General features: G+C 63.4%; 25 protein-coding genes. 15 read left to right on the top strand and 10 right to left on the bottom strand.

The features are described from left to right. Positions 1–50 precede the first annotated feature (50 nt). From QFZ91_RS05035 to QFZ91_RS05065, 7 genes are all read left to right on the top strand, one after another. Complete coding sequence (locus QFZ91_RS05035; RefSeq protein ID WP_429566448.1) at positions 51–1,307, top strand: ABC transporter substrate-binding protein; 1,257 nt, start codon at positions 51–53, stop codon at positions 1,305–1,307. Positions 1,308–1,347: 40 nt separating this feature from the next. Beyond that, positions 1,348–2,217 (top strand): carbohydrate ABC transporter permease, encoded by an 870-nt coding sequence (locus QFZ91_RS05040; RefSeq protein WP_176378275.1) that lies wholly within the window; start codon positions 1,348–1,350, stop codon positions 2,215–2,217. Next, the gene (locus QFZ91_RS05045) at positions 2,217–3,068 is read left to right on the top strand and encodes a carbohydrate ABC transporter permease (RefSeq protein WP_429566657.1); all 852 of its coding nucleotides are present in this window, start codon (positions 2,217–2,219) and stop codon (positions 3,066–3,068) included. Before QFZ91_RS05040 ends, QFZ91_RS05045 begins: the two co-directional genes overlap by 1 nt. Before the next feature lie 102 nt (positions 3,069–3,170). After that, the gene (locus QFZ91_RS05050; RefSeq protein ID WP_429566449.1) at positions 3,171–4,010 is read left to right on the top strand and encodes a phosphatidylinositol-specific phospholipase C; all 840 of its coding nucleotides are present in this window, start codon (positions 3,171–3,173) and stop codon (positions 4,008–4,010) included. A gap of 1,048 nt (positions 4,011–5,058) precedes the next feature. Next, positions 5,059–5,214: a hypothetical protein gene (locus QFZ91_RS05055; RefSeq protein ID WP_429566450.1), complete on the top strand. Its 156-nt coding sequence runs from the start codon at positions 5,059–5,061 to the stop codon at positions 5,212–5,214. A gap of 219 nt (positions 5,215–5,433) precedes the next feature. Continuing rightward, on the top strand, positions 5,434–6,177 hold the full coding sequence (gene phbB, locus QFZ91_RS05060; protein ID WP_176378279.1) for an acetoacetyl-CoA reductase: 744 nt from the start codon (positions 5,434–5,436) through the stop codon (positions 6,175–6,177). A gap of 305 nt (positions 6,178–6,482) precedes the next feature. After that, entirely contained in the window at positions 6,483–6,749 is a 267-nt protein-coding gene (locus QFZ91_RS05065) for a hypothetical protein (protein ID WP_429566451.1), read from the top strand. Between the two features lie 476 nt (positions 6,750–7,225). Here the strand turns inward: QFZ91_RS05065 and QFZ91_RS05070 are convergent, their stop codons facing one another. The 8 genes from QFZ91_RS05070 to QFZ91_RS05105 all read right to left on the bottom strand — a co-directional run bounded on the left by QFZ91_RS05070 (position 7,226) and on the right by QFZ91_RS05105 (position 15,775). Further along, positions 7,226–7,603 carry a DUF3022 domain-containing protein gene (locus tag QFZ91_RS05070; RefSeq protein WP_176378281.1) on the bottom strand — a complete coding sequence of 126 codons (378 nt, stop codon included), beginning with the start codon at positions 7,601–7,603 and terminating at the stop codon, positions 7,226–7,228. 410 nt (positions 7,604–8,013) lie between these two features. Continuing rightward, positions 8,014–8,970, bottom strand: a complete 957-nt coding sequence (locus QFZ91_RS05075) for an ABC transporter permease (RefSeq protein WP_429566452.1) — start codon at positions 8,968–8,970, stop codon at positions 8,014–8,016. A 2-nt stretch (positions 8,971–8,972) separates the two neighbouring features. Then, entirely contained in the window at positions 8,973–9,983 is a 1,011-nt protein-coding gene (locus QFZ91_RS05080) for an ABC transporter permease (protein ID WP_429566453.1), read from the bottom strand. Next, a complete protein-coding gene (locus QFZ91_RS05085) occupies positions 9,980–11,506 on the bottom strand; it encodes a sugar ABC transporter ATP-binding protein (protein ID WP_429566454.1) in 1,527 nt (508 codons plus the stop codon). The genes QFZ91_RS05080 and QFZ91_RS05085 overlap by 4 nt, the downstream gene beginning before the upstream one ends. 8 nt (positions 11,507–11,514) lie before the next feature. Continuing rightward, positions 11,515–12,534, bottom strand: a complete 1,020-nt coding sequence (locus tag QFZ91_RS05090; protein WP_429566455.1) for an ABC transporter substrate-binding protein — start codon at positions 12,532–12,534, stop codon at positions 11,515–11,517. 87 nt (positions 12,535–12,621) lie between these two features. Continuing rightward, positions 12,622–13,959, bottom strand: a complete 1,338-nt coding sequence (locus QFZ91_RS05095) for an amidohydrolase family protein (protein ID WP_429566456.1) — start codon at positions 13,957–13,959, stop codon at positions 12,622–12,624. Between the two features lie 149 nt (positions 13,960–14,108). Continuing rightward, positions 14,109–14,894, bottom strand: a complete 786-nt coding sequence (locus QFZ91_RS05100) for an alpha/beta fold hydrolase (RefSeq protein ID WP_429525182.1) — start codon at positions 14,892–14,894, stop codon at positions 14,109–14,111. 2 nt (positions 14,895–14,896) lie between these two features. Continuing rightward, positions 14,897–15,775, bottom strand: a complete 879-nt coding sequence (locus QFZ91_RS05105) for a fumarylacetoacetate hydrolase family protein (protein ID WP_429566457.1) — start codon at positions 15,773–15,775, stop codon at positions 14,897–14,899. Between the two features lie 131 nt (positions 15,776–15,906). Here QFZ91_RS05105 and QFZ91_RS05110 point away from each other — a divergent pair, with 131 nt between their 5' ends. The 6 genes from QFZ91_RS05110 (at position 15,907) to QFZ91_RS05135 (ending at position 22,006) form a co-directional block, all read left to right on the top strand. After that, positions 15,907–16,614, top strand: a complete 708-nt coding sequence (locus QFZ91_RS05110) for a FadR/GntR family transcriptional regulator (RefSeq protein ID WP_368621267.1) — start codon at positions 15,907–15,909, stop codon at positions 16,612–16,614. Between the two features lie 788 nt (positions 16,615–17,402). Continuing rightward, the gene (locus tag QFZ91_RS05115; protein WP_429566458.1) at positions 17,403–18,578 is read left to right on the top strand and encodes an ABC transporter substrate-binding protein; all 1,176 of its coding nucleotides are present in this window, start codon (positions 17,403–17,405) and stop codon (positions 18,576–18,578) included. A 96-nt stretch (positions 18,579–18,674) separates the two neighbouring features. Next, complete coding sequence (locus tag QFZ91_RS05120; RefSeq protein ID WP_429566459.1) at positions 18,675–19,535, top strand: branched-chain amino acid ABC transporter permease; 861 nt, start codon at positions 18,675–18,677, stop codon at positions 19,533–19,535. A gap of 20 nt (positions 19,536–19,555) precedes the next feature. Continuing rightward, positions 19,556–20,545, top strand: coding sequence for a branched-chain amino acid ABC transporter permease (locus QFZ91_RS05125; protein ID WP_429566658.1), 990 nt, complete (start codon positions 19,556–19,558; stop codon positions 20,543–20,545). Next, complete coding sequence (locus tag QFZ91_RS05130; RefSeq protein ID WP_176378291.1) at positions 20,542–21,306, top strand: ABC transporter ATP-binding protein; 765 nt, start codon at positions 20,542–20,544, stop codon at positions 21,304–21,306. Before QFZ91_RS05125 ends, QFZ91_RS05130 begins: the two co-directional genes overlap by 4 nt. Further along, positions 21,299–22,006 (top strand): ABC transporter ATP-binding protein, encoded by a 708-nt coding sequence (locus QFZ91_RS05135; RefSeq protein ID WP_176378292.1) that lies wholly within the window; start codon positions 21,299–21,301, stop codon positions 22,004–22,006. The genes QFZ91_RS05130 and QFZ91_RS05135 overlap by 8 nt, the downstream gene beginning before the upstream one ends. Before the next feature lie 23 nt (positions 22,007–22,029). Here QFZ91_RS05135 and QFZ91_RS05140 read toward each other — a convergent pair whose 3' ends face one another. After that, positions 22,030–22,893: an alpha/beta fold hydrolase gene (locus tag QFZ91_RS05140; protein ID WP_429566460.1), complete on the bottom strand. Its 864-nt coding sequence runs from the start codon at positions 22,891–22,893 to the stop codon at positions 22,030–22,032. A 108-nt stretch (positions 22,894–23,001) separates the two neighbouring features. Between QFZ91_RS05140 and QFZ91_RS05145 the strand changes: the two genes are divergently transcribed. After that, complete coding sequence (locus tag QFZ91_RS05145) at positions 23,002–23,853, top strand: LysR substrate-binding domain-containing protein (RefSeq protein WP_176111970.1); 852 nt, start codon at positions 23,002–23,004, stop codon at positions 23,851–23,853. An 11-nt stretch (positions 23,854–23,864) separates the two neighbouring features. Here the strand turns inward: QFZ91_RS05145 and QFZ91_RS05150 are convergent, their stop codons facing one another. Next, entirely contained in the window at positions 23,865–24,995 is a 1,131-nt protein-coding gene (locus QFZ91_RS05150; RefSeq protein WP_429566461.1) for an MBL fold metallo-hydrolase, read from the bottom strand. 84 nt (positions 24,996–25,079) lie between these two features. On the opposite strand from QFZ91_RS05150, the gene QFZ91_RS05155 reads away from it, so the two are divergent. Continuing rightward, entirely contained in the window at positions 25,080–25,694 is a 615-nt protein-coding gene (locus tag QFZ91_RS05155) for a TetR/AcrR family transcriptional regulator (protein WP_429566462.1), read from the top strand. Positions 25,695–25,866: the final 172 nt, after the last annotated feature.

Below are 25,866 nucleotides of genomic sequence, written 5' to 3' on the forward strand. Positions count from 1 at the left end.
TCTGGACTCATCGTACGCATACGCCTTTCCCCAACAGGAATTCAAGAGCCATGGCTTCAATGATCCAGCGAACGACCCTGTTCGCCTGTCTTCGCGCGGCTTGCGTCGCGGCTTCCCTGTCCATCGCCGCACTTGGCGCGCACGCCGCCGATCTGGTGATCGCAGGCCGGGACGACATCTACGGCCGCGGACTCGCGCAGGCGGTGGACGGCTACAAGAAAGAGCACCCGGGCGTCGATATCGAATTGCTGAAGCTGCCGAATAACGACCTGTATCAGAAGCTGAAGCTGTCGTTACGCGAAAACACGCGCGCTTATGACCTGGTGATGATGGACGACACCTGGTCGCCCGAATTCATCGCCAACGGATGGCTTCAGCCGCTGCCCGCCACGCTCGCGGATGCCGATATGGTGACGTCGACGATCTCCCTCGGACGCGCGTCGACCGGAACCTTGTATGCGATGCCGATCGTCGGCAATGTCGAGATGTTCGCCTATCGCAAGGATCTGCTCGCGAGTCGCGGCCTGCAGCCGCCGCGCAGCTGGGACGAGGTGCTGAAGATCGCACAGACCATCGGGACTGCCGACAAGGACGTTTCCGCTGTCGTGTTTCGTGGCGTGAAGGGCAACCCCGTCGTCACCGGTTTTCTGCCGATCCTTTGGGCCTATGGCGGAGAAGTCGTCGACACGAACAGCAAGGTCACGATCGATTCGCCCGAAGCGCTGACCGCGCTGAAGATGCTGCTCGCGCTGAAGAAGTGGGCACCGAAGGATGTCGACGTGTATGGCGCCGGTGAAGTGCGCGACGCATTGCAGGGCGGCACGGCCGCGCAGGCCATCGAAGTATGGCCCGCCTGGCTGCCAGCGCTCGACGATCCGGCGAAGTCGCGCGTCGTCGGCCAGGTCGCGCTGCAACCGCCGCCTGGCCAGGTCAAGGGGCCGGCGCCGATGCTGGGCATCTGGCAAATGGGCATTGCAAAAGATGCCGCACATGCGAAAGTGGCGGCGGACTTCCTCGCCTACCTGACTTCGTCGGCGACGCAAACACAACTTGCCGTGCTCGGCATTCCGCCGACGCGCAAGAGCGTCTTCGTCAATCCGACACTCGTCAGGCAATATCGCTGGTACCCGGATCAGCTGAAGGCGCTCGAAGCGGGCCGTGCGCGGCCTCGCGTAAGAGATTGGCAGCAAATCGAGGCGATTCTCGGCGACGCGTTACAACTCGCGCTGACGGGGCAGGCCACGCCCGACGCAGCGTTGCATCAGGCTGCACAGAAGATCGGCCAAGCCAACGCGGCAGTGCAGTGATAGCGGCAGTGACGGCGCAGGCTAGCGTGGAAACGGATCGATGAGCCGCTTGCGACGTTATCTGCCGCTGCTCGTCCTGATGAGCCCAGCCGCGCTCGTGCTCGGCGTGCTGGCGCTCTATCCGGTCGCGCGCGTACTAATCGATTCGTTTTTCTCGGTCGATTACGCATCGGGGCAGCGCTCGTTCATCGGGCTCGCCAACTATCGATCGGTCATTGCGGACGGCGAGTTCGGCACGAGCTTCGTCAATACGATCCAGTTCATGATCGTGGCCTCGCTCGCTGAAGTCCTGTTCGGACTCGCGCTCGCGCTGCTGTTCGTCCGCGCGTTTGCGGGCCGGCGCATCGCGTTGCCGCTTGCGGTGCTGCCGATGATGCTCTCGACGCTGGTGTGCTCCGCCATCTGGCGCAACTGGCTCAACTACCGAGGCTTTCTGAATGCGCTGCTCAAGGCGATAGATCTACCAGCGGTGCCCTGGCTATCCGATCCGCACCTCGCGCTGTGGTCACTGATGCTGGTCGATGTCTGGCAATGGACGCCGATGGCATTCCTGATCATTCTCGCGGGGCTACAGTCGATTCCGCCTGAAATCGCCGAGGCGGCACGCACCGACGGCGCGAACGAATGGCAGTGCCTGCGCTACATCACGCTTCCGCTCGTTGCACCGCACGTCGCACTCGCGATGCTGCTGCGCTCGATCGATACCTTCAAGCTGTTCGACAAGGTGTACGCGTTGACGGGCGGCGGCCCGGGCAATGCGACGCAGACGCTGTCGACGTACATCTACGACACGGGTTTCCGCTTCTTCAACGTAGGACCCGCCAGCGCGGCTTCGGTATTGATGCTGCTCACGTGCGCGGTGCTGGTCTCGGGATACATATGGAAATCGGCAGTCAGGCGCGACCGTTGATGCCGCTCGCGCGCTTGCAGGGTTTCGCGCGACGCTCGTCCGGTGCCGCGGTGCGAGGTCTGTTGCGGGTCGTAGCGCTGGCGGTGTTGCTGCTGCCGTGCATATGGATGGCTGGCGCGGCCTTCACGCCGACGCTGGAACGCCTCGCCCGTCCGCTCGCGCTGTGGCCTTCGGCGCCCACGTTCGAGCATTTCGCGGCGGTGTGGGAAAGCGGCATGGCCCAGTCGGTGCTGAACTCCGTGTGGGTCGCAGTGGGCGCCACGTTGCTCGCACTCGCGCTGGCTTTTCCGGCCGCCTATGCGCTCGCGCGACTGGCCTTTCCGGCGCGACTCGATCTGCTGTTCCTGATGCTCGTGCTGGCACTGAAGCTGATGCCGCCGATTACCGTGGCCGTACCGATGTTTTCGCTGGCCAAGTGGCTCCATCTGCTCGATTCGCTGTTTGGGCTGGTACTCGCCTATCAGCTGTACGCGTTGCCGATGGCGATCTGGATGTTGCTGCCGTTCGTGCGCGACGTGCCGATCGAATTCGAGGAGGCTGCGGCGCTCGACGGCGCGAACCTCGCGCAGCGCATCGTCTTCATCGTCGTGCCGCTGTGCGCGCCGGGTCTCGTTGCCACCGCGATCTTCGTGTTCATCATCGCGTGGAACGAGTTTCTGCTGGCGCTGTTGTTCGTCTCGTCACCGAGTCATTTCACCCTGCCGCTCACGATGGCGGGTTACGTGACCGAGAACGGCATCGACTGGGGCGAACTGATGAGCGCAGGGCTGATTTCGTCGGTGCCGACGCTTCTGCTCGCGGGCTATGTGCAGCGCTATCTGCTGCAGGGCTTTTCGGGCGGCTTGAAGTAACGGGCTCCAACTCTGCGTCGACGTTGCAGCAGACGCTTTGCTTATCCAGAGGTTTTCTTGCGCCCTGCCCTGACCCATCCCAACGTTTCGCCCGCAGACTGGATGTCGGCCATCGACGGCAGCCGCTTGCTGTCTGCACTGACCTTGCCAGGAAGCCACGACACCTGCGCCTACACGGTCGATGACCGGCTCGCGCGCACGCAACATGCCACGCTCGACGATCAGTTGCACCATGGGGTGCGGGTTCTCGACATCCGCTGCTGTCATCAGCGCGATCGCTTTGCGATTCATCACGGCGGCATCTCGCTGGGTCTGAGTTTCGACGATGTGGTACGGACATGCGCTCAGTTTCTCGCGCGTCACCCCGGCGAATGCATCGTCATGTCGATCAAGGAGGAATGGCCCGCGCGTGACTGCGCCCGCGCGTTTTCTGCGACCTTCGAATGGTATGTCGAACGACACGCCGATGTGCACTGGCACCTTGTCTCCGGCCTGCCGCTGCTGGAGGCGGTACGCGGGAGCATCGTGCTACTGCGGCGCTTCGCGAGTGAAAAGCCGCTCGGCATCGACCTGACGGCCTGGCCTGACAACGCAACGTTCGATATCGACGACGTGCCGGCGCCGTTCACCATCCAGGACGAATTTCGCGTGCCGGTGCCAACATCGATCGTTTACAAGTGGCGCGCCATCGATTTGCTGTTGAACCGCACCCCCGGTGTGTGCGACGAGCGTTGGGTCATCAACTTTTGCAGCGGCACGGGAATGGCGGCGCCGCCGGTAGTCGTGGCGTGCGGCGATACACAGCATCGCGGTATTCACGAGCAGCTTGCCGAGCGGCTCGCGGCTCGTCCGCAACCATGCGGCACCATGCTGCTCGACTTTTGCGACTGGCAGGACTGGCGCCTCGTTGATGCGTTGATCGATTGCAACTGGAGCCGATAACGCATCGCTGCGCGCGAATCTCAGCGTGATTCCTTTGCTCGAGGCTGCCGCGGTGGCGGCCTCGATTCCGGTCCGCGCCTCGCCGGTTCACGCGTGCAGGCGTCTGGCGGCGTGACATAAGGAACGTCGTCGCGACAACACGCATAGATCGGAAATCCGTACGCGTTCGTACCGACGATGGTCGTTGGCCCGTGCAGCGGGCACACCGCCTTCATGGCGCCTCCTCGTAATTCATCGATCAATCGCTTCCATCTTACGCTCGCGACAGATGTTCTATGTGCGCCTGCATTGCCCTTCGCACCGCCTGGCCGCTCACCACCACCGACGCGCATTCACCATCCGTGCCGCGCCGCACCCTCACGTACTGTCACTTGCGTGGACAACCAGCCGAACACGGTCAGCGCAAAGTGCGCTGGCGGACCGGCGTCCCGTGCAGCGACTCGCCCGGGCGACAGCAGCGGTGCAACGAAGCGTCGGTCGAATTGTCATTTCTTGCATAACATGCAATGATTCATCCCAATGCATGATCCAGTCATCGGGCCAATTCCATGACATTTCGGGGATGCTCTGCGAAGCAGTCGAAGAGCCGACTCATCGGGGTCGCCGTTCCAGTCCGTTGTCCGGACGATCAAACATCGCGTTGGCTCGACAGCGACCCTTCAAGGCAGAGCTTTGGGTATAGGGTATTCACCTAGCCTTTCTTCCCGAAAATTTAACATTTTGAAGTTAGAATGAACCCTCTAAAATCGATTGTTATGTCATCTGATGACAATTGAAATAGAGATCGAAGCGCGGGGGCGGCCGCACGACCCTACCGACGCGGGCCATGGCCAATTCAGCGGCTATGACTGGTGAAGAACACCATGTTGTATTTCGACTGGCGAATACAGACATGAGAAGTGCGATCCGACATCACTGTTTTTGCAGCGTTCATTTAGTCTTACTAATAAGACTTTTTCTCCGGAATCCTCACCGACGATATTCCGCATACTGATTGCGGATGTGGTCTCCGGAGCAGGCGGGTTCGAAACTCAATCCAGGAGAAGCAATGAAAGACCTTTCGTCCGAAGATTTGCTGAAATTCTGCCGAACGAATCTGTCGACGTTCTTTTCGCCCGCCACCGAAGCGTTCGAAGGAACACGGAAACTCGCCGGCCCGGACCGGCAGGCGGGGAGCACCGTTCGGGGCACCTGGAATCTTTGAGCAGTGCGCCGGCGCGGCATGTCGCCGCCAGCTGATGCACCAGCTCCATTCGCGCAATACCACAAGCCTATAAAAACCCGCGCAGTTCAATCAATGCCGAAGCCGTTCCTCCCGTGACGCTGGAGGCGGCCGCGCGTTGTGGCAAGCAATGGCGGGTTGTGCGAGACGGCCATTGGGTATTCACGATCCTCGCAGACATTTCGATCACGGATGGAAAGGATGACGAAACGAATCGTAGTAGTAACGGGCGGCATGGGCGGACTCGGAGAAGCGATCAGTACGAAACTGCACGACGCAGGGTATGCGGTGGTAGTCACGCACTCGCCGAGCAACACCGGTGCGGACAAATGGCTGGCTGACATGGAAGCTCAGGGTCGGAGCTTTCGCGCTTACCCGGTCGACGTGGCCGATTACGACTCATGCCAGCGTTGCGCGGACAAGATTCGGGCGGAAGTCGGCCCGGTCGACATCCTGATCAACAACGCAGGCATCACCCAGGACATGACCCTCAGGAAGATGGACAAGGTGAATTGGGATGCGGTCATTCGCACCAACCTCGACTCGGTCTTCAACATGACGAAGCCGCTGTGCGAAGAGATGGTCGCACGAGGCTGGGGGCGCATCGTCAATATCTCGTCCGTCAACGGCTCGAAAGGCTCGGTCGGCCAGACCAACTACGCCGCGGCCAAGGCCGGCATGCACGGCTTTACCAAGTCACTGGCGCTGGAAGTGGCGCGCAAAGGGGTCACGGTAAACACGATTTCGCCGGGCTACCTGGCCACCAAGATGGTCACCGCGATTCCGCAGGAGATCCTCGACACGAAGGTCCTGCCGCATATCCCGATGGGACGTCTCGGCAAGCCCGACGAAGTCGCGGCGCTCGTGCTCTATCTGTGCTCGGAAGATGCCGGCTTCGTGACCGGCTCCAATATCGCGATCAACGGCGGGCAGCACATGCAGTGACGCAACATACCGCGCCGGTACGTGCCGCAACATCGGACGAATCGGCGTGAACCATTCACGCAACACCCCTGTGCTTCCATGAGAGAGGAACGTGTCATGAGTGAGACCTGGATGGGCCTGATCATTGGGGGCACGGCCCTCAGCATCGCAATGCTCATGGTGATTGATCACTATCGCCGTGAGCGCAAAAGGGCAAGACTGCTACGACATCTGGATCATCATGAGTGGTGGCATCAACCGCGCGGGCGAATGTAAGTGCGTCGACCGCGCCAATAAAAAATCAGATACATCGAGAGGGCTGAAGAATGACACCGGAAATCACCGGAAAACAAAAGGCCACAGGCCATCAGATCACGGTTCGTACGAGGCGCGGCGGCATGAGGGTCGCCGCAGTGTGGCAGGTATTGATGCCGGTCGCCGATGCCATCGAGGACGTACGGATTACGAGTAACCGCAAACATGATGTCGAAGACATGACGATCGCGTTTGCCGACAGGTTCTCCGGATCGCTGCACACCGTTCTCAAGAAGTTCGAGACGATGCCGTGGGTGGCCGCCGCGGAGCTTTGCTGAACACTGAGGGCCGTGCCGCTTGCGATGGGTCGCGTCGCTGCGAGGACCGGCGCGCGTCACGCTACCTGGCTCGCCAGATAGCTGACGGGCACGCGCGCCTCGCAGGAGTTGTATGGCACAGACGGGCCAATTGAAGTCCGACGTACACGGCCGGACCCTGCCGGTCACCACCTGAGAGAAGTGGATGAAAACAACAATCAAAAGAGGGCCCGCGGACAGGGAGAGTCCCTATACACCCCTGACCGCTGGAGATGCGATTTCGCATCTGGAACGGATCCTGTCCCACGATGGCGTGGATTCGTTGTTCAGCCGGACCTACTGGCGCGCGCGTGTCAAGCAGGTGAGCGCTACTCAAGGACTGACTCCGCAGCAGCAGGCAAGGCTGGTGAAGCTGCTCGAGTCGCTGCGTCCCCCGGTTCCGAGCGAGGAGGCGTGCTAGTCACTCGTCGACGCGGACATACGTCGTCCGCGGTCGATCAGAGCTGATCGTCGACATCCAGCAGCCGATCCTCCACATGCAGATCTTCGGCGCACTCTCCCTGCAAGCTCAGTTCCCTGCCTTCCGCTCGGAGGTGATCGCGGACCATCCGGCACAGGCGTTCGCGCACGAGGATACGTTGTGCGGTATCCATCTGCGCGTATCGCTCAATCTGCGAAGCCGAAAAGTGCAGTGTCAGCACGCACCGCGCATCCAGCGTCGTGTCGCCATGTGACTCGATCACCCAGGAAGCCTGGATGAGGAAGTTGCGGCCGTCGTCGTAACCGCTGATCGCGGGCGCTTTCGGCGACTCGAATAGCGTGGAAAGAGCCAGTTCGATTTCTTCGATGCGCTGATTCAGATCGATGTCTTTCATAGAAAGTCCTCCTCGTGGTCGAGGCCCCCGCCCCTCGCCTGCAGGCGAGCAAAAACCGTGTCCGGCTGTCGCTGTCTGTCCAGTGCTTCGACTGGAGCCGGACTCACAATCCCTGTTGCCGCTCATCAGGCAATATGTACCGATGAAACCGGTCAGCAGATATTCACGAACGCAAGGAGCGATTCGCCAGCTTCATACAGCGACAAAACGACGCTGCCGCGCACATATTGCCGGTTCAAATCGCACTTCAGTTCTTTAAGCAGAAGCCGACATAAGGAATAGCTCGAACAAGCATCTCGCTCGCTTGCGCGGCCTGGTCGTCGCGCAGACGACTGCCCTGTTTCCATCCGGACACAGATCGCAACGCAGCGGGCGGCGATGCCGCCGCCTCCGCAAGTGCGAAAAGCGCCTCATGCATGCCGACGTCGCATCGCCCCCTTGAACGACCAACCGTTGAGCGCAAGAAAGACGAGCAGCGTCGCACCGAAAATGCATTGGCGTCCTGCTTCGCCTATCTGCAGCGCGGTCAACAGACTCGTGAGAACCGTCAGCAGCACGGCGGCGCTCGCGACCGCGACATAGTCGCCCCGTCCGCCCGCGAGCGACACGCCGCCGATCACCGCGACGACGACGCTCGGCAGCACATAGGTCGTTCCGAGCCCCAGAAACGCCTGGCCGACATAGCCGACGAGCAGCACGCCCGTCACAGCGGCGATGATGCCGCTCGCGACATACACCGCGATGCGGATCGCGCGCACGCGCGTACCAGCGATGGCGGCAGCGACCGGATTCGCGCCGGTCGCCATCAGGCGACGCCCCCAGGCTGAATGATCAAGAAAACGCCACATCAACGCGCCGGCGCCGAGCCAGATCAGCGCGACGCTCGGCACGCCGCCGAGCGTCCTGCCGGCGAGCGCGGCTAGTGCGGGACTCGCGGCCGTATTGACGTGCATGACCGACGACCAGACGATCAACGCGCCGTCGATGAGACTTGCCATCGCCAGTGTCATCACGAGCGGCGGGATGCCCAGCAGCGTGATGCCGACGCCATTGAGCGCGCCCACCAGCGCGCCCGCCAACGTCGCGACGGCGAACGCGGCCGGCAATCCAGCCGATGCCGCTCCGAGCAGCGCGGCGCCAAGAGTGCCGCCCAGCGTCGCGGCCGCGCCTACCGACAGATCGAGCCCCTGCTCTCCCGCGATCATTACGAGCGACTGCGCGAGGCCGAATAGCCCCAGAAACGTCGCGATCTTCAACTGATTGGCAACCTGCCCCAGGCTCGCGAAGCCCGGCACCGCGAACTGTCCACTGATGAGCACGATCACGGCGAGCGCCAGCAAAAAGGCGCGGCGCGAATTCGGTTTCATCGTCACACTCTCCTTTTCGCGCCCACGAACGTGAAGCCGAGCGCAAACACGATCACGACACCCTTGAACACTTCCTGGTAGTTGCTCGGGATGCCCGCGAAGTAGACGACGTTGCCGATCAGCGTGAGCACGAGCGCGCCGCAGACGGCGCCGAGCATCGTGCCGCGCCCACCCGCCAGCGAGATGCCGCCGATCACCACAGCCGCGACCGAGTTCAGCGTGTATGGCAATCCCAGACGCGCATCGCCGGACGCGGTTTGCGCGGTCAGGCAGAGCGCCGCCGCAAACACGAAGAGCCACGCGAGCAGATAGCCGAGCAGTTTGACGAGCCGGACATCGATGCCGGCTTTGAACATCGCATCGGCGTGGCTGCCGGTCGCGATCAGTCGCCGTCCGAAGCGATGCCGCTGCAGGACCGCCCACAGCGCGATCGCGCCGAGCACCGGCAGCGCCGCGAGCGGAATCACCGAGATACGCGCCGCGAACCATTCGCCCAATGCGTCCGGCACCGCGCCGCCCGGCTGCGGGATCAGCAGAAGAGCACAGCCAAACCAGACGGCGCCGGTCGCGAACGTCGCGATCAGCGCGCTTTGCTTCGCATAGCCGACCAGCAGACCGTTGCACGCGCCGGCAAGCAGCGCGGCGGCCAGCGCGGCGACACAGGTCGCGCCGAGGCCCCACCCCATCAGACCGGGCGCGGCCGCGAGCACGCAGTTGACCAACGAGATTCCCGCGCCCATCGACAGATCCAGTTCTCCCATCAGCACGACGACCGCCTGCGCCATGCAGATCAGGACCACCGGCGCGGCGTTCTGCATGTTGCTCGCGAGCGAATCAGCGGTGAGAAAGTCCGGCTGCAGCCATGCATTCGCGATCACGACCGCGAGCAGCATGACGAGCGCGGGCAGCGCACTCGCGGCACGCGCGCACGATATTCTCAGCGCCGCGCCCATCCGTTTGCCTGGCGACCAGGCGCCAGTGTCGGCAAGTCCGTCTTCCAGTTGCGCCTTCATGCCGCGCTCCGGCCGAACAGCGCGCTGGTCACGCGGGATTCATTCATCTCATCACCTTCCAGCTGCGCGATGATCCGACCTTCGTACATGACGATCAGGCGGTCGCACACCGCGAGCAATTCTTCGGTATCCGATGCATAGACGAGCACGGCCGTCCCCGCTTGCGCGAATGCACCGATCGTCTCGTAGATTTCCCTGCGGGCGAGCACATCGACGCCCTTGGTCGGATCGCTGAGCAGCAGCACGTCGACCTGGCGGTTCAGCCAGCGCCCGATCACCACTTTCTGCTGATTGCCGCCCGACAGATCCCGCACCGGCTGGCGCACGTCGGACGTCTTGATGCGCAGTCGCGCGACCACGTCGTCGACGAACCGGCGGATCGGCGCGCGACGCAGCCGCCACGGGCTCGCCGCGAAGTTCACGCTGACCTGCGCCAGATTGAACTCGACCGGGTGATCGAGCCACAGGCCCTGCCGATGCCGGTCGTTGGGCACGAGGCACACGCCCGCGGCGATCATCTGACGCGGCGAACGCGGCACGATCGTCCTCGCTCCACCTCGTCCGTCGAGCCTCACCTCGCCGCCGTCCGGCACACGAAAGCCCGCGAGCGCGTCGAGCAGTTCTTCCTGGCCATGGCCCTGTAGTCCCGCGATGCCAAGAATCTCTCCGCGTTCCAGTTCGAAGCTGACGCCGCGCAGCCGCGCGCCGGCGCGCAGATCGGTGACGCCGAGCGCGACGGTTCTTTCCGTGTCCGCCGGATCACCGCCACGTCTCCGCTTGCCGTCATGAATATGCGTGGCAGCCGCGCCGCCCATCAGTTCGAGCACACGCGCTTCGTCGAGTTGCCCGCGCACCGCTAGCTCGCCGACCGGGCGGCCGTTGCACAACACCATCACGCGATCGCACAGCGCTTCGATCTCCGCCATCCGGTGCGAAATGAAAACCACCGCCGTGCCGTGCGCCGTCAGACTACGCACGACGCGCATCAGGTTGTCTACTTCAGCGGCGTCGAGTGCGGCGGTCGGTTCGTCGAGAATCAGGATGCGCGGCCCGAGCGCAAGCGCCCGCGCGATCTCGACCAGTTGCTGATCGGCAGCGCTTAGGCTGCCTGCGCTCGCTTCGATATCCCAGCCGGGTCTCAGGCTCTCCAGCAGCCGCGTGGCGCGATCGCGCGTGCGCCGCTGATCGAGAAAGCGACCCGTATGGCACAGCTCCGCGCCAAGAAACACGTTCTCCCACACCGGCAGATCCGGCGCGAGACCGGGATGCTGATGCGCAATCGCGATCCCCGCCGCGCGCGCCGACTTCGGCGAGCCGGGTCGCAGCGGCGCACCGATCATTTCGATCGTGCCGTCGTCCGGTATGGTGTCGCCGGCGAGAATGCTCGACAACGTCGATTTGCCCGAGCCGTTGGCGCCTAGCAGCCCCAGCACTTCGCCAGGGTTCAGCGTGAGGCTCGCGCCGTCGAGCGCGAGCACGCCGCCATAGCGTTTCGTCAATCCCTTCGCGATGAGCACGGACATGATCGGCGCTATTGCGTGAACAGCGCATCGAGCTGGGCTTCGCTCAGCCATTGACCGAGAAAGTAGCTGTCGGGCTTGTCGCTCATCGAAGCGAGCGTAGCATCGAGATTCTCGGCCGTCACGGTCCTCGTGATCGGGAAGTAGTAGGTGTTGTCGGGCAGCGGTTTGAGCGTGCGTCCGTGCGCGAGGCGCACTGCGATGCCGAGCGCCGTGCGACTGATGTCGGGCGGATTCACCTGCACGAACACCTTCATCGGATTGCCGGCGTCGCGCTGCTTCTTCCATTCCGTCAGAAAGCCCTTTTGCGCTTCGCCGGTCATGATCGGCACGCGCCGGTTCGCGTTCTCGAATGCGCGCAGAACGCCGAGCGCCATCGCGTCTTCGGTGAACACCGCGTCGATCTGCGGTTGCGCCGCGATCACCGTCGCCATCACCGCTTGCGCCTTGGCCTCGTCCCATTCGCCATAGCCGGACCAGACGACCTTGATGCCCGGATACTTCGCGAACGTCTCGAGCGCGGCCTTCTTGCGCGCCTCCGCCGCCGGATGTCCGGGGATGCCGTCGAGCACCACGACATTGCCCTTGCCGTGCAGTTGCTCCGCGATCCATTCGGCGTAGCGTTGACCCCACTTGTAGTGATCGACGGTCACGTTCGTCGCGTAGCGATTGGATACCGCCTGGTCGAACGACACCACCGGGATCTTGCTGCGCTGCGCCTCCGAGATCACGCCGTTGAGCGCGGTGGCCGAGTTCGCGTCGACCATGATCGCGCCCACCTTCTGGCGAATCATGTTGCGCATGTCCTGAATCTGCTGACCAGTGTTGGCGCCCGATTGCTGCACGATCAGCTTGTCGGCCAGGCCCCTGGTTTTGTAGGTCTGGAACTGCTGATTGGCGCCGTCGATCATCTGGTTGCGCCATTCGGTGCCGAAATAGCCGTTCGACAGGCCGATATCGGGCGCGGCGGCGAACGCCGATGCGCACGCGAGGCTAGTCGCCACGGTGGCAAGCAAAGTGCGCGGTTTCATGTCGTCTCCTGATGTTTGGTGTGCGCGCGAAGGCGCCAGCCGCGGCGTGCGGCCGGCTCCGCGCAACTTCTGGTGGGCGATGCAGTTTCAGTGCACAGGCGCGGATGCCGCCGTCCCGACACCGGGATCGGCCGGCAACGCCGCGCCTACATGAAGTTCGCCGCGCGGCGGCAGCGCGTCGTGCGCGCTCTTGAAGATGTCGCCGTCCTTCATCACCAGCGTGATCTTGCTCGGGTCCTGCAGCACGGTGAGGTCCGCGAGCGGATCACCGTCCACCAGAATGATGTCGGCAAGATAGCCCTCGCGAATCTGGCCGAGCTCGTCGGGCATCATCATCAGCTCGCCGCCGTAGCGCGTGGCCGAGATCAGCACCTCCATCGGCGTCATGCCGATGTAGTCGACGAAGTATTGAAGGTCGCGCGCGTTCGTGCCGTGCGGCATCCACGCAAAGCCGTAGTCGCCGCCCGGCAGAATGCGGATGCCGCGCTTGTGCATCTTCTGCAGCGTCACCGCGGCGGTTTCGAGCTCGCGCTTGTAGCCCATCTTCGTCGCCAGTTCCTCGCTGATGCCCCACTTCTCCGCGTGATACAGCGTGCTGATCAGCCAGCCGATGCCCGGCGCGACGAAGTGCTTTTCCTTGTTTGCTTCGAGCATGTCGAGGGCTTCCTCGTCGGCGAAGCTCGCATGGAAGATCAGTTCGAGCCCGTGCCGCACGCATTGCTTGACCGATTCGCTCGAGCGCGCATGCGCGGCCACGCGCTTGCCGGCGCGCTTCGCCTCGGCAGCGAGCATCGCGATCTCTTCCTCGGAAAACGGCGACGATTCCGCCGAAATGCCCGCGATGTACTCGCCCGACAGATTGATCTTCAGATGATCGACACCGTACTTGACGAACATGCGCGTGGTCGCGCGCATTTCTTCCGGCCCGCTCACGACCGCGCCGAAGTTCAGTTCCTTGAACGGCATGTGCGGCAGCGTGTTGTCCGCGAGGCCGCCGAGAACGGTGATCTCCTGGCTGCCCGCCAGATAGCGCGGTCCCGGAAATTCGCCGGCGTTGACCGCATTGCGCAGCACGACATCGAGCCGCGGCTTGGCGGCGGCCGCGCCCAGTGCCGAGGTCCAGCCCATTTCCAGATAACGCTTCGCGACGCGCACGCACCACAGCATGTGCTCCTCGGGCGGCATGAACTGGATCGCTGACAGCGACGGCTGGTCGTTCCACGAGAAATGCGTGTGCGCTTCGGTCATGCCCGGCATCAGGAATGCGCCACGGCCGTCGATACGCTGTGCCTGGGGCGCGTTGATCGGCTCGTCGTCGCGAGCGACGCGGACGATGCGCTGCCCGTCCACCAGCACCTGGCCTCTGAAGGGCTGAGCACCGCTACCATCGAAAACCGATACGTTGGTAAACAAGATCGAACTCATGTCTGTCTCCTCCACGTGGGGTCGAACGCGCACGGGCGTCCGCCGCCGGTTGGTTACTGCCTGACTGTGCCTGTTTCCCGATCGGGGGCCCGTCGATCGCCGTTCTGCGCGGCTATTCTGATCGACGCGGCGCCCACCTGTTCAATGCGTCACCGAGCCGCTTGATAGAAGCGCTTCAACTCCGCCGTCGTTTCGACGGGTTTTTCGAACGTGGTCCAGTGACCACAGCCGCTCAGCACGACGACTTTCGCCCCCGCAATACGCTCGCCCATCGCCTTCACCGCATCGGGTTTGCCAACGCCGTCCTGGTCGCCTGTCACCAGCAGCGTCGGCACCTGGATGCGTTCGATCTCCGCCGCCTGCGCGCCAGCCAATGCCTCGCAGCTTTGCGCGTAACCTTCGGGCGATTGACGCATCACGCTTTCGCGCACGAGCGCGAGCGTCACGGGCCGCTGCGACCTGGTTTCGTCGCTGGTGGCGCCTTTGACGATCGCATCGGCGATTTCCTGCAGGCCCGGCACGCCCTGGTCGCGCGCGATGCGCGCGCGCTGGCGCATGCCGTCGCGCGCGGCGTCGGGCGGAGCAATGAGCGGCCCGAACAGCGCGAGGCTTTTAACCAGCTCGGGATGCCTGACGGCCAGATGCTGCGCGACGATGGTGCCCATCGAATGCGCGACGATGTCCGCGTCGCTCACCTGCAGTTCGCGCAGCACGGAGGCGATCGTGTTCACGTAGGAATCGATCGACAGCTTCTGCGCGGGCAACGGCGAACGCGCGCTGCCAGGCAGATCGATGCGGATGACCTTCCTGCCTTCGAACGCCGGCAGCACCGGCGTCCAGTTGTTCGAGGAACCGCCGAGACCGTGGATGCACACGACCGGCGCGCCGTCGCCTTCGATCTCGATGAAGATGCCTTGCACTTGAGTTGTTGCCATGTTTACGCCACCTCGTTTTCAAGGACGCCGATGCGCGGAATCTCCATGCGCACGACATCGCCGCTTTGCAGAAATTTCGGGGGATTGAAGCCGATGCCGACACCGGCCGGCGTGCCCGTCGCAATGACGTCGCCGGGCTGCAGTTCCATGCCGGCCGACAGCGTCGCGATGATCGTCGGGATATCGAAGATCAAGAGCTTCGAGTTCGATTCCTGACGCAACTCGCCGTTGACCCAGCAACGCACGTCGATGTTCGACGCGTCGAGTTCGTCGGCCGTCACGAGATACGGGCCCATCGGGCAGAAGCCGTCGAGCGACTTGCCGATGAACCACTGACGATGCAGCTTTTGCAGATCGCGCGCGGTGACGTCGTTGATGATCGTGTAGCCGAACACGTGATCGAGCGCCTTCGCCTTCGAGATCGCGCGACCTGCCTTGCCGATGACGACACCGATCTCGACTTCGTAGTCCATCTGTTGCGTCACGTCGGCATGGCGCGGAATGCGCTCGCCAGTCGCGATGATCGTCGATGCGGGCTTCGTGAAAACGACCGGTGCTTCGGGTATGTGCTCTCCTGCCTGCGCGCTCTTGTCGAAACCGGACTTGCTGAACTCTTCGGCGTGGTCGTGATAGTTCTTGCCGACGCAGAACACGTTGCGGCGCGGCTGGTCGATCGGCGCGAGGAGCGTCGCCGACGCGAGCGGGCGCCCTTCGCCGCGCGGGCACAGCGACTCGCGCAGGTCGGAGAATTGTTGTACCAATTGGACCATATCGCCGGAAAAGCCGTCGCAGAGCTGGGATACCGGCCAATAAACGCCGGCGTCGGTGTCGACCAGGGCGACCGCCGTCGCGCCGTCGTGGCGCAAGGTTGCTAATTTCATGATGGGCCTTTAATCTAGGTCTGGTGGGTCAATCTGGAACCACTGTAGGACCAAAACCGGACGAAAAGAACCAGGGTTAACCAAAAATCAGAACCAATTGGTTCTTGTTTGATGCGCAGCAGGACAGGGGTATGAGTGACGTCGACACAAGGCTGACAGTCAGGGCGAAAGGGGCACGGGAGCTCGCCAGCTATCTGGAGGAAGCGATTCGCAGCGGACGCTTCGCCGAAGGCGTGCGCCTGCCGCCCGAACGCGAACTTAGCGAGGAGTTCGGCGCTTCACGTGGCGCCGTCCGGCGAGTCCTCGCCGATTTGAAAGAGCGTGGGCTGATCCGGCAGACGGTCGGCAGCGGCACGTTCGTGCTGCCTGGCGCAAGCGTGCCTGCGCCGCCGCTACCCGAGGCGAAGCCGCACGCCGTGCAGACGAGCCCAGCCGAACTGATGGAAGCGCGGCTTTTGATCGAGCCGCTGATGCCCGGGCTCATCGTCCGATATGCCACGGCGGCCGACTTCGCGCAGATGAGCGACTGCATCGAGCGATCCGAGGCGGCGCAAACCATCGAGGAGTTCGAGCACTGGGACGGCGAGCTGCATCGCGCGTTGGCGGTCGCTACGCACAACACCTTCTTTCTGCGCGTGCTCGAATTGACCAACGAGGTGCGCGAACAGGGCGAGTGGGGACGTCTGAAGCGCCTGTCGCTGACGCCCGAGCGGCGCAGTCAATATGAGGCGCAGCATCGCGCGATCGTGGATGCGCTTCGCGATCGCGATGCCGAGATGGCTTGCGAGCTATTGACGAACCATCTGCGGCAAATCAGGGAAAACCTGTTCGGACGTTGACAGCTTTACGAATACTTGCGGCGGCACGCATTCAAGGGTTGCGATTTCCTTCCCGGGGTATCGAATCTGTTTATCACACGCGACGCGAGACCACGCCAGACCAAACCTGGATGCCTCACCCGCGACGTTCGTCGAGCCCTACCGGGGCGAGGTTCCGCGCGACGCAGATCGCCGCCGCCCGCGCACGGACCCGGCAATGCGCGATTCATGCGGAACCATGCGTATGTGGTTAACCCGCTCTTTCAACCCTTGGCGCGCGTGCTTATCGTGCTGGGTGCGCACGGCAGGCCAACAACTTCAAGCAGCCTGCCGGAGCATAACGTCTTCCGCGGCGCGGGGGCGACCGCCACATCGGCGAGTCGAAAAGCGCACGCAGAAGCGAACAGATACCTGCACCGCCGGCGTGGCCGGACGGGTTCGCAGCCGAGCCGGCCACAATCGGGAGGCCTCCGTAGAGGGGACAAAAGATGTTCGGATGCAAGCTGATCGACGTCAACGCATTATCCGCCCGACCCGCCCGAGCGCCGGTCCAGCGGCACGCGCGCCGATCCAATGACGGCCACGTCCATCCCGTGCCCACGCCCCACGACAAGACACAGTACGGTCGTTAGCCACTGGCAGGCTCACCGCCGGATTTCATGACCGCGCTACTCCCAACCGATCATTCAATCCCTCGGCTTCGGGTGTGCAAACCGTTACGCCGGACCCCGCTCACAGCGCTCGCCCAGCAATGAACAAGGGGTCCGATTTTCAACGTTGTTTACGTGGTTCGTTAGCAAGGAAATCGAATGCAAAACAAAAAGCGCACTTTGCTTAAGGCCGCCGCCGCACTCGTGCTGGCAGGTTCGAGCGTGGTCGCCCATGCGGACGATGTGGTCAAGGTCGGGCTCATCGTTCCGATGAGCGGACCGTTCGCGTCCACGGGTCGTCAGGTCGACGCGGCGGTCAAGCTGTATATGGCCCAGCATGGCGACACGGTCGCGGGCAAGAAAATCCAGGTCATCCTGAAGGACGACACCAACGTCCCGGATACCACCAAGCGCCTCGCGCAGGAGCTGATCGTCAAGGATCACGTGTCGGTGCTGGCCGGCTTCGGGCTCACGCCGCTGGCGCTCGCCGCCGCGCCGCTCGCGACCCAGGCGAAGGTGCCGATGATCGTGATGAACGCGGCCACCGCGATGATCACCGAGCAATCGCCTTACATCGTGCGCGCGGGCTTCACGCTGCCGCAGAACACGTTGGGCATCGCGCGTTGGGCGCCGAAGAACGGCATCAAGAAGGCGGTCACGCTGGTCGCCGACTACGGTCCCGGCATCGACGCGCAGAACTCGTTCAAGAAGGTCTTCGAATCGGAAGGCGGCAGCGTCGTCGAGCAACTGCGCGTGCCGGTCGCCAACCCGGACTTTTCGCCGTTCCTGCAGAAGGTCGCCGACCTGAAGCCTGACGCGCTGTTCATCTTCGTGCCATCGGGTGCCGGCGCCGCGTTCATGAAGCAGTTCGCCGAGCGCGGCCTGAGCAAGCAGGGCATCAAACTGATCGGTACTGGCGACGTGGTGGATGACGACATCCTGAACGCCATGGGTGACGTGGCGCTGGGCGCGGTGACATCGATGCACTACTCGGCCGCTCTCGACAATCCCGAGAACCGCGCCTACGTGGCCGCCTTCGAAAAAGCCAACCCCGGCATGCGCCCGAACTTCCACAGCGTCGGCGCCTATGACGGCATGCACCTGATCTACGCGGCGCTCCAAGCCACCAAGGGCGACACCAACGGCGACAAGCTGCTGGCAGCCATGAAGGGCCAGAAATGGAACAGCCCCCGCGGCCCGGTGGAACTCGATCCGCAGACGCGTGAAATGGTCCAGAACGTGTACATCACCCGGACGGAACGCGTGAATGGCCAGCTGTTCAACGTGTCGTTCGACAAGATCGACGCCGTCAAGGATCCGGCCAAGATCAAATAAGCTCGCGAAAGCGAGGCACGCCGTATCCGGATCATTCGATTTGCCCGCCGCGCCCCTCGCACTGCCAGGGGCGCGGCGTTTCGGCGGTAAAAACTCATGCTAACCATTCTCTTCGACGGTATTGCCTACGGCATGCTTCTGTTCGTGCTGGCGAGCGGTCTGGCCATCACGCTGGGATTGATGAACTTCGTCAATCTCGCTCACGGCGCCTTCGCCATGGTGGGCGGCTACGCCACCGTGCTCGCGATGTCGCGTCTGGGCATCCCTTTCCTGTGCGCATTGCCGATTGCGTTCGTCGCGTCCGGGGTGCTTGGCGGCATTCTCGAACGCACGCTGTATAAGCGCGTGTACGGGCAGTCCGAACTCAATCAGGTGCTGTTTACGATCGGCCTGACCTTCATGGCCATCGCGACGGTCGACTACTTCATGGGCTCGACCCAGCAGTTCCTGAACCTGCCGCAATGGCTGCAGGGCCGCACGGTGTTCGCCGGCATCGGCATCGGTTACTACCGGTTGTTCGTGATCCTGGTCTGCGTGGTACTCGTCGTCGCGCTCCAGCTGATCCTGACCAAAACCCGCTTTGGCAGCCGCCTGCGCGCATCGGTGGATGATCCGCGCGCGGCGAGCGGCCTCGGCATCAACATCAACTTCGTGTTTCTGACCACCTTCGCGTTCGGCTCGGGCCTCGCCGGCCTCGGCGGCGCGCTCGGCGCAAACATGCTCGGCCTCGATCCGATCTTTCCGCTCAAGTTCATGATCTATTTCCTGGTCGTGGTCGCGGTGGGCGGCACGACCTCGCTGACCGGTCCGCTGCTGGCTTCGCTGCTGCTCGGCATCGCGGACGTGGCGGGCAAGTACTACATCCCCGATCTGGGGGCATTCATCATCTACGGCGTCATGATCATCACCCTGATGTGGCGACCACAGGGTCTATTCGTCAGGGCGGGGGGCAAATGAAGTCGGCAACTTCTAGCGAAATGGGTGCATCCACGATCGTGCCCGAAGTCCGCAGCATGGGCAGGCAGTGGTCGCGCTGGCGCCCGGCGGAAATCATCTTCTGGATCGTGGCGCTGGGCATCTGCGTGACGCCGCTCAATAACTTCCTGCTGCTCAACGAGATGGCGATTCTCGCGTTGTTCGCGGTATCGCTGGACCTGATCCTCGGCTATACCGGCATCGTGTCGCTGGGCCATGCGGCCTTTTTCGGTCTCGGTGCTTATTCGGCTGCGTTGCTGGCCAAGTACTTCAATGTCGATCCGCTGCTGGGCATGCTGCTTTCGTGCGGAGTGGCGGCGCTGGCGGGCCTCGCCACCAGCGTGCTGGTGATGCGCGGTTCGGACCTCACGCGCCTGATGGTGACGCTAGGTGTGGCCTCCATCCTGCACGAACTGGCCAACAAGCTCGGCTGGCTCACCGGCGGGGCCGACGGCATGACCGGCGTGCCGATGGTGCCGCTCTTTGGTCACATCGAGTTCGATCTGTTCGGCAAGGTGGCCTACACCTATTCGACCGTCACGCTGTTCGTGCTGTTCGTGATCGCGCGCGCGGTGGTCAAGTCGCCGTTCGGCATGTCGCTGCAGGTGATCCGCCAGAATCCGCTTCGCGCGGCGGCCATGGGCGTGCCGGTCAACCTGCGCCGAACTGCCGTCTACACGCTGAGCGCGGCCTACGCGGGCGTGGCCGGCGCCCTGCTCGCGCAGACCACCGGCTTCGCGTCGCTCGACGTGCTCGACTTCCACCGCTCGGCCGACGTGCTGCTGATGCTGATGATCGGCGGCGCGGGTTATCTGTATGGCGGCATCATCGGCGCGGTCGTATTCAGGTTCATGCAGGACCGGCTGGCGGACATCACGCCGCAATACTGGCAGTTCTGGATCGGCTTGCTGCTGGTGATCATCGTGATCGTCGGTCACGAGCGGCTCGTGCGTCCGTGGACGTGGTTCCGTCGCAGCGGGAGCAAAGCATGACGATCGCACTGCAAACATTCAATCTGATCAAGCGCTTCGGCGGCCTCGTCGCCACCAATGACGTGTCGATCGCGGTCGAGAAAGGCGCCCGCCAGGCGCTGATCGGCCCCAACGGCGCCGGCAAGACGACGCTGATCAATCAGCTGACGGGCGTGCTGTCGCCGACTTCGGGCCGTATCGAGCTCGAAGGCCACGACATCACGTCGCTGTCCGTGCACAAGCGGGCTCGCGCCGGGCTCGTCCGCACGTTCCAGATCAACCAGCTTTTCAGGCACATGACGCCGGCCGAATCGCTGTCCGTCGCGATCTCCGAGCGCGACGGCCTGGGCGCACGCTTCTGGCGTGCGCTCGGTCAGCGTGGCGAAATCATGGACGAGGTCGCTTCGCTGCTCGAACAGTGCAAGTTGCTCGACGTGATGAGTCGCGAAACGCGCGTGCTGCCCTACGGCAAGCAGCGCCTGCTCGAAATCGCGCTGGCGCTGGCGGCAAAGCCGCGCGTGCTGCTGCTGGACGAGCCCGTGGCCGGCGTTCCCGACGGCGAACGCCGCGAGATTCTCAATACGGTCGCCGCATTGCCCGACGACGTGACCATTCTGCTGATCGAGCACGACATGGACCTCGTGTTCAGCTTTGCCAACCGCATCTCTGTGCTGGTGAGCGGCGGTCTGCTTACCGAGGGCGCATGCGCGGACATCGCCCGCGATCCTCGCGTGAAGGCCGTGTATCTGGGCGAGGAGCTGGTTGGAGGTGAATATGTCTGAATTGCTGAAGCTGGAAGGAGTCGTAGCGGGCTACGGCGAAGCCAAAATCCTGACGGGTATCGATCTGGCCTTGGATCACGGCCAGGCTCTCGCGCTGCTTGGCCGCAACGGCACGGGTAAAACCACGCTGATCAACAGCATCGTCGGTCACACGCGTCGCTTTAGCGGGCGGATCTGGCTCGATGGCAAGGACGTCACCGGGTTCAAGCCGCACCAGCGCGCGCTGGCCGGCATCGGCTGGGTCCCGCAGGAACGCAATATCTTCAAGTCGTTGACGGTCGAAGAGAACCTGAGCGCGATCGCCGTGTCCGGTCCCTGGGACCTGGCGCGCATCTACAAGATGTTTCCGCGCCTGGAGGAGCGCCGCGCCAATATGGGCAATCAGCTTTCCGGCGGCGAGCAGCAGATGCTCGCCATCGGCCGCGCGCTGATGCTCAATCCCAGGGTGCTGCTGCTCGACGAACCGCTCGAAGGCCTCGCGCCGATCATCGTGCAGGACTTGATGCGCATCCTGTCGGAGATCATCCGCGACGAAGGCCTGTCGGTGATTCTGGTCGAGCAGAATGCGCGCAAGGCGCTGAGCATTACGCACAACGCCGTGGTGCTGGAGCGCGGCTCGGTGATTCATTCGAGCACGGCGGCCGAGCTGCTGGCCCAGGATCACAAGATCGATACCTTGCTGGCCGTGTCTCAACACTGAGCGGCGCGCGATGCGTGGCCGGGCTACGCGACGAAGGTCGTGACCGCCCGATTGAACGCATCCGGTCTCGCGACATTCATCCCATGCGACGCACCGTCGATCGTTTCGCGTTCGGCAAACTCGATCCACTGTTCGAGCTTGTCGACCGTATTGCGGAACATGCGGGGACTTCTTTGGCCGTCGATCAACAACGTACGGCACTTGATATCGCGCGCGGCTTCCGGCGTATAGGCCGGAAGCGGATCGAGCAACTGCTTCGGCAGCGTGAGCGCGTTGTCGAGCGCCATGCGACGAAAGCTCGCCGGGCTTTTGTTCCAGTAGCCCGGCATGCTCACGGAGTCGACGAACATCGACAAGCCGGCGTCGTACTCGCCCCGCTCGATCAGTTCCGCGACCCGGGCGCGCAACACGTTGGTCGCCGGCGGCATGAACGCGGGCTGACCCCGCGGTTCGGTTTGCAGCGGGCCGCCGGGATCGGCTAGCGTCAGCGTTTTCACGAGGCGCGGATAGGCACGCGCGAGATGGAATGCCACGCACCCACCCCGCGAGTGACCGACCAGATGAACCGGAGCCAGGTCGAGCGCCGTGATGAATCCGGCCATTTCCTCGACGTGCGCCTCCCAGCTGAAGTCGCCGTGTCCAAACGCATCGATCTCGGGCCAGTAATGGCTCAAGCTCGGCGCGAAGCAGCGAAACCGGCCAGACAGCGAAGCCATCTGGGCGTCCCAGTAGCGATAGTCGCAAAGTGAGCCGTGCACGAACACCATCGGCTCGCCGCTCCCGGACTCGACATACGGTATGGCAACACTCGATGCGGTGGTCACGAACGACGGCGCGGACGCGCCATAGGCTGAGGCCAGGATCGATGGGCTGGTACGTGCATTCATCAAAGGGCTCCTTTGGCGACACTATCGATGGTGTGCTGGCAAAAGAAAATCGCATAATATTGATGGAATCGATCTACTTTTCTGATACGAACCATCATGGCAACGGAAATGAAAGCGCTCGATCTGGACGTGCTGTCGATGATCATCGCGGTGGCGGACGCCGGCACGATCAGTCGCGCGGCGCAGGTCGTGCATCGCTCGCAATCGGCGGTGAGCATGCAGATCAAGACGCTCGAGACGGCGCTCGGCAAGGCGCTGTTCGTGCGCAAGCCTCGCAGCGTGGTGCCGACGCAGGACGGCGAAATGCTGTTGACCTACGCACGACGGATGATCGCGCTGCGCGATGAAGCGTGGGCAGCGGTGGTTCGGCCCGACGTGACCGGGCGCGTGGTGATCGGCGTGCCGGACGACTATGCGACGTCACTGTTCCCGCCGATCCTCAAGAAATTCTCGGCGACCTATCCGAAGGTGGAGATTCAGGTGGTGGGGCTGCCAAGCGTCGCGCTCGAGCCGATGTTGAAGGACGGCACGGTCGATCTCGTCTGCGCGACGCGCGTGAAAGGATTGCACGGCGAGTTCCTGCGTCACGAACCGATGGTGTGGGCCGCCGCCCCTGGCGCGACCGAGATCTGGCGCGAAAGGCCCTTGCCCATCGCCGTGTTTTTGCCCGGCAGCGTCGCGCGAGAGAAGGCCATCCGGAGCCTCGAGCGTGCGCGCATCACGTATCGAACGTCGTATGAGAGTCCGAGTCTGCTGGGTCTGCTGACGATGGCCGAGGCCGGACTCGCGGTGACCCCTTTGGCCAAGTGCGCGGTACCGGCTCACTTCTCGCTGCTGGGGGCCGCGAATGGCCTGCCGGAAATCGGCACGCTCGAAGTCGTGCTGGCGCGAAGCGCGGCTTCGAAGCGACCTGTGTGCGATTTTCTCGCGGAGCACATTCTCGCCGACCTGAAGAATTAACCCGGAAGACGTCAGGAAGGCTCCTCCGCGCCGGCTCGGCACGACGCACACATCCGCCATGCAGCCTTCGGCGCAGCGACGGTTTCCGCAACCCCGCGCCACCAGCGTTCACCGCGATGCACCGCAGTCAGATCGAGCCGCTCGCCCATGCGCGGTGTCGACAGCGCGACGCCGCGCGCGAGCGCCAGCCCCGTCACCCTCTCGAATGGCTCCTGCCAGCGATGCATCGCGAGGTCGAAGGTGCCGTTATGAATCGGCACGAGCCAGCGGCCGCGCAGGTCGATATGCGCCTGCACGGTTTCTTCGGGCTGCATATGGACGTATGGCCACATCGCGTCGTACGCGCCGGTCTCGATCAACGTGACGTCGAATGGTCCGAGGCGCTCGCCGATCGCGCTGAAACCATCGAAGTAGCCGGTGTCGCCGCTGAAGAATACGCGCAGATCGTTATCGACGATCACCCAGGACGCCCACAACGTGCGGTTGCCATCGAACAGGCTGCGCCCCGAGAAGTGCTGCGCCGGCGTCGCGGTGAACTCGATGCCCTCGACCACCGTGCCCTGCCACCAGTCGAACTGCCGGACCTTCGCCGCGTCGATACCCCATTCGATGAGCCGGTCGCCGACCCCGAGCGGCGTCAAGAACACCTCGGTACGCTGCGCCAGGATCAGGACGGTCTCGCGGTCCAGATGGTCGTAGTGATCGTGCGACAGGATCACGCCATGCAGCGGCGGCAAATCGTCGAGCGAGATCGGCGGCGCATGAAAGCGCTTCGGACCGAGATTGCGGAACGGCGACGCCCGCTCGGCGAATACGGGATCGGTCAGCCAGAACTTGCCGCGCAGCTTCAGCAGCATCGTCGAGTGACCGAGCCGGTACAGGCTGCGATCGGGCGCCGCATCGAGTCGCGCGCGTGTCAGCGTTTCGACGGGCAACGCGTCGGCCGGGACGGTGCCGCGCGGCTTGTTGAACAGTACCGTCCACGCGAGCCCGAGCGTTTTGCGCAGGCTTTGCGCCGGACGCGGCTTGACGTTGCGAAAGCGCTCGCCGTCATGCTGCGGCGACAGGCCGAACTTCGCGCGGCTGCGTTGCGCGGCGTTCACGCCGAGCATTTGGCGGACATAGGCGGGAAGCGACGTCATGAAGTTGACCTTTCGAAGAAAATGTACACCCGGCAGTGTAGTTTATTTTCAAGAAAAGTAAACTGACCAGTGTAAAATTAGGGGATGGAATCGCCCGCCCGCCCCCAACGTCTGACTGACCGAAAGCGCGTCGCGATCGTCACCGCCGCGATCGAGGAATTCCTCGCGGCCGGATACGACGCAACCAGCATGGACCGCATCGCCGCCCGCGCGAGCGTCTCGAAGCGCACGGTCTATAACCATTTCCCGAGCAAGGAAGCGCTTTTCGCGGCGATTCTCCAGCAACTGTGGGACGCGAGCCACGATGGCAATGCGCCCTGCTACCGCGCCGATCGACCGTTGCGCGCGCAGTTGCTCGATCTGCTGGAGCGCAAGCTGAGCCTGCTTAACGACGAGTCTTTCTTGTCGCTGGCACGGGTGGCGATCGCGGCTGGCATCCATTCGCCGGAGCGCGCGCGCGATATGGTCGCACGCATGGGGGAGCGCGAGGAGGATCTGACCGCGTGGGTCCGGGCGGCTGCCGCGGACGGCCGCATCAAGACCGGCGACCCCGTCTTCGCCGCACTGCAGTTGCAGGGGCTCGTGAAGGCCTTTGCCTTCTGGCCGCAAGTGGCGATGGGTCAAGTGCCGCTCGATGCCGGCGAGCAGAAGCGAATCGCGGAGGCAGCGGCGGATATGTTTCTCGCGCGTTATGCGTGAGTCGGTTTGCCGGATTGGGTTTGCTTTGGCGTCCCCGCCGAGGCAAGAAGTTCTTTGCTGGAAGACGGCGGTGCGCGCAGCGACCTTCCGCGAAGCAGCACCGGGAGAGTGAACTCCTCCTTTTTCGCAAACGTTTGCTTTGAGGTATCAAGTCTCAGCTTCCGAAGCCGAA

Origin of the sequence: Paraburkholderia sp. JPY419, from assembly GCF_050435705.1 — a bacterium.
Taxonomy (GTDB): domain Bacteria; phylum Pseudomonadota; class Gammaproteobacteria; order Burkholderiales; family Burkholderiaceae; genus Paraburkholderia; species Paraburkholderia youngii.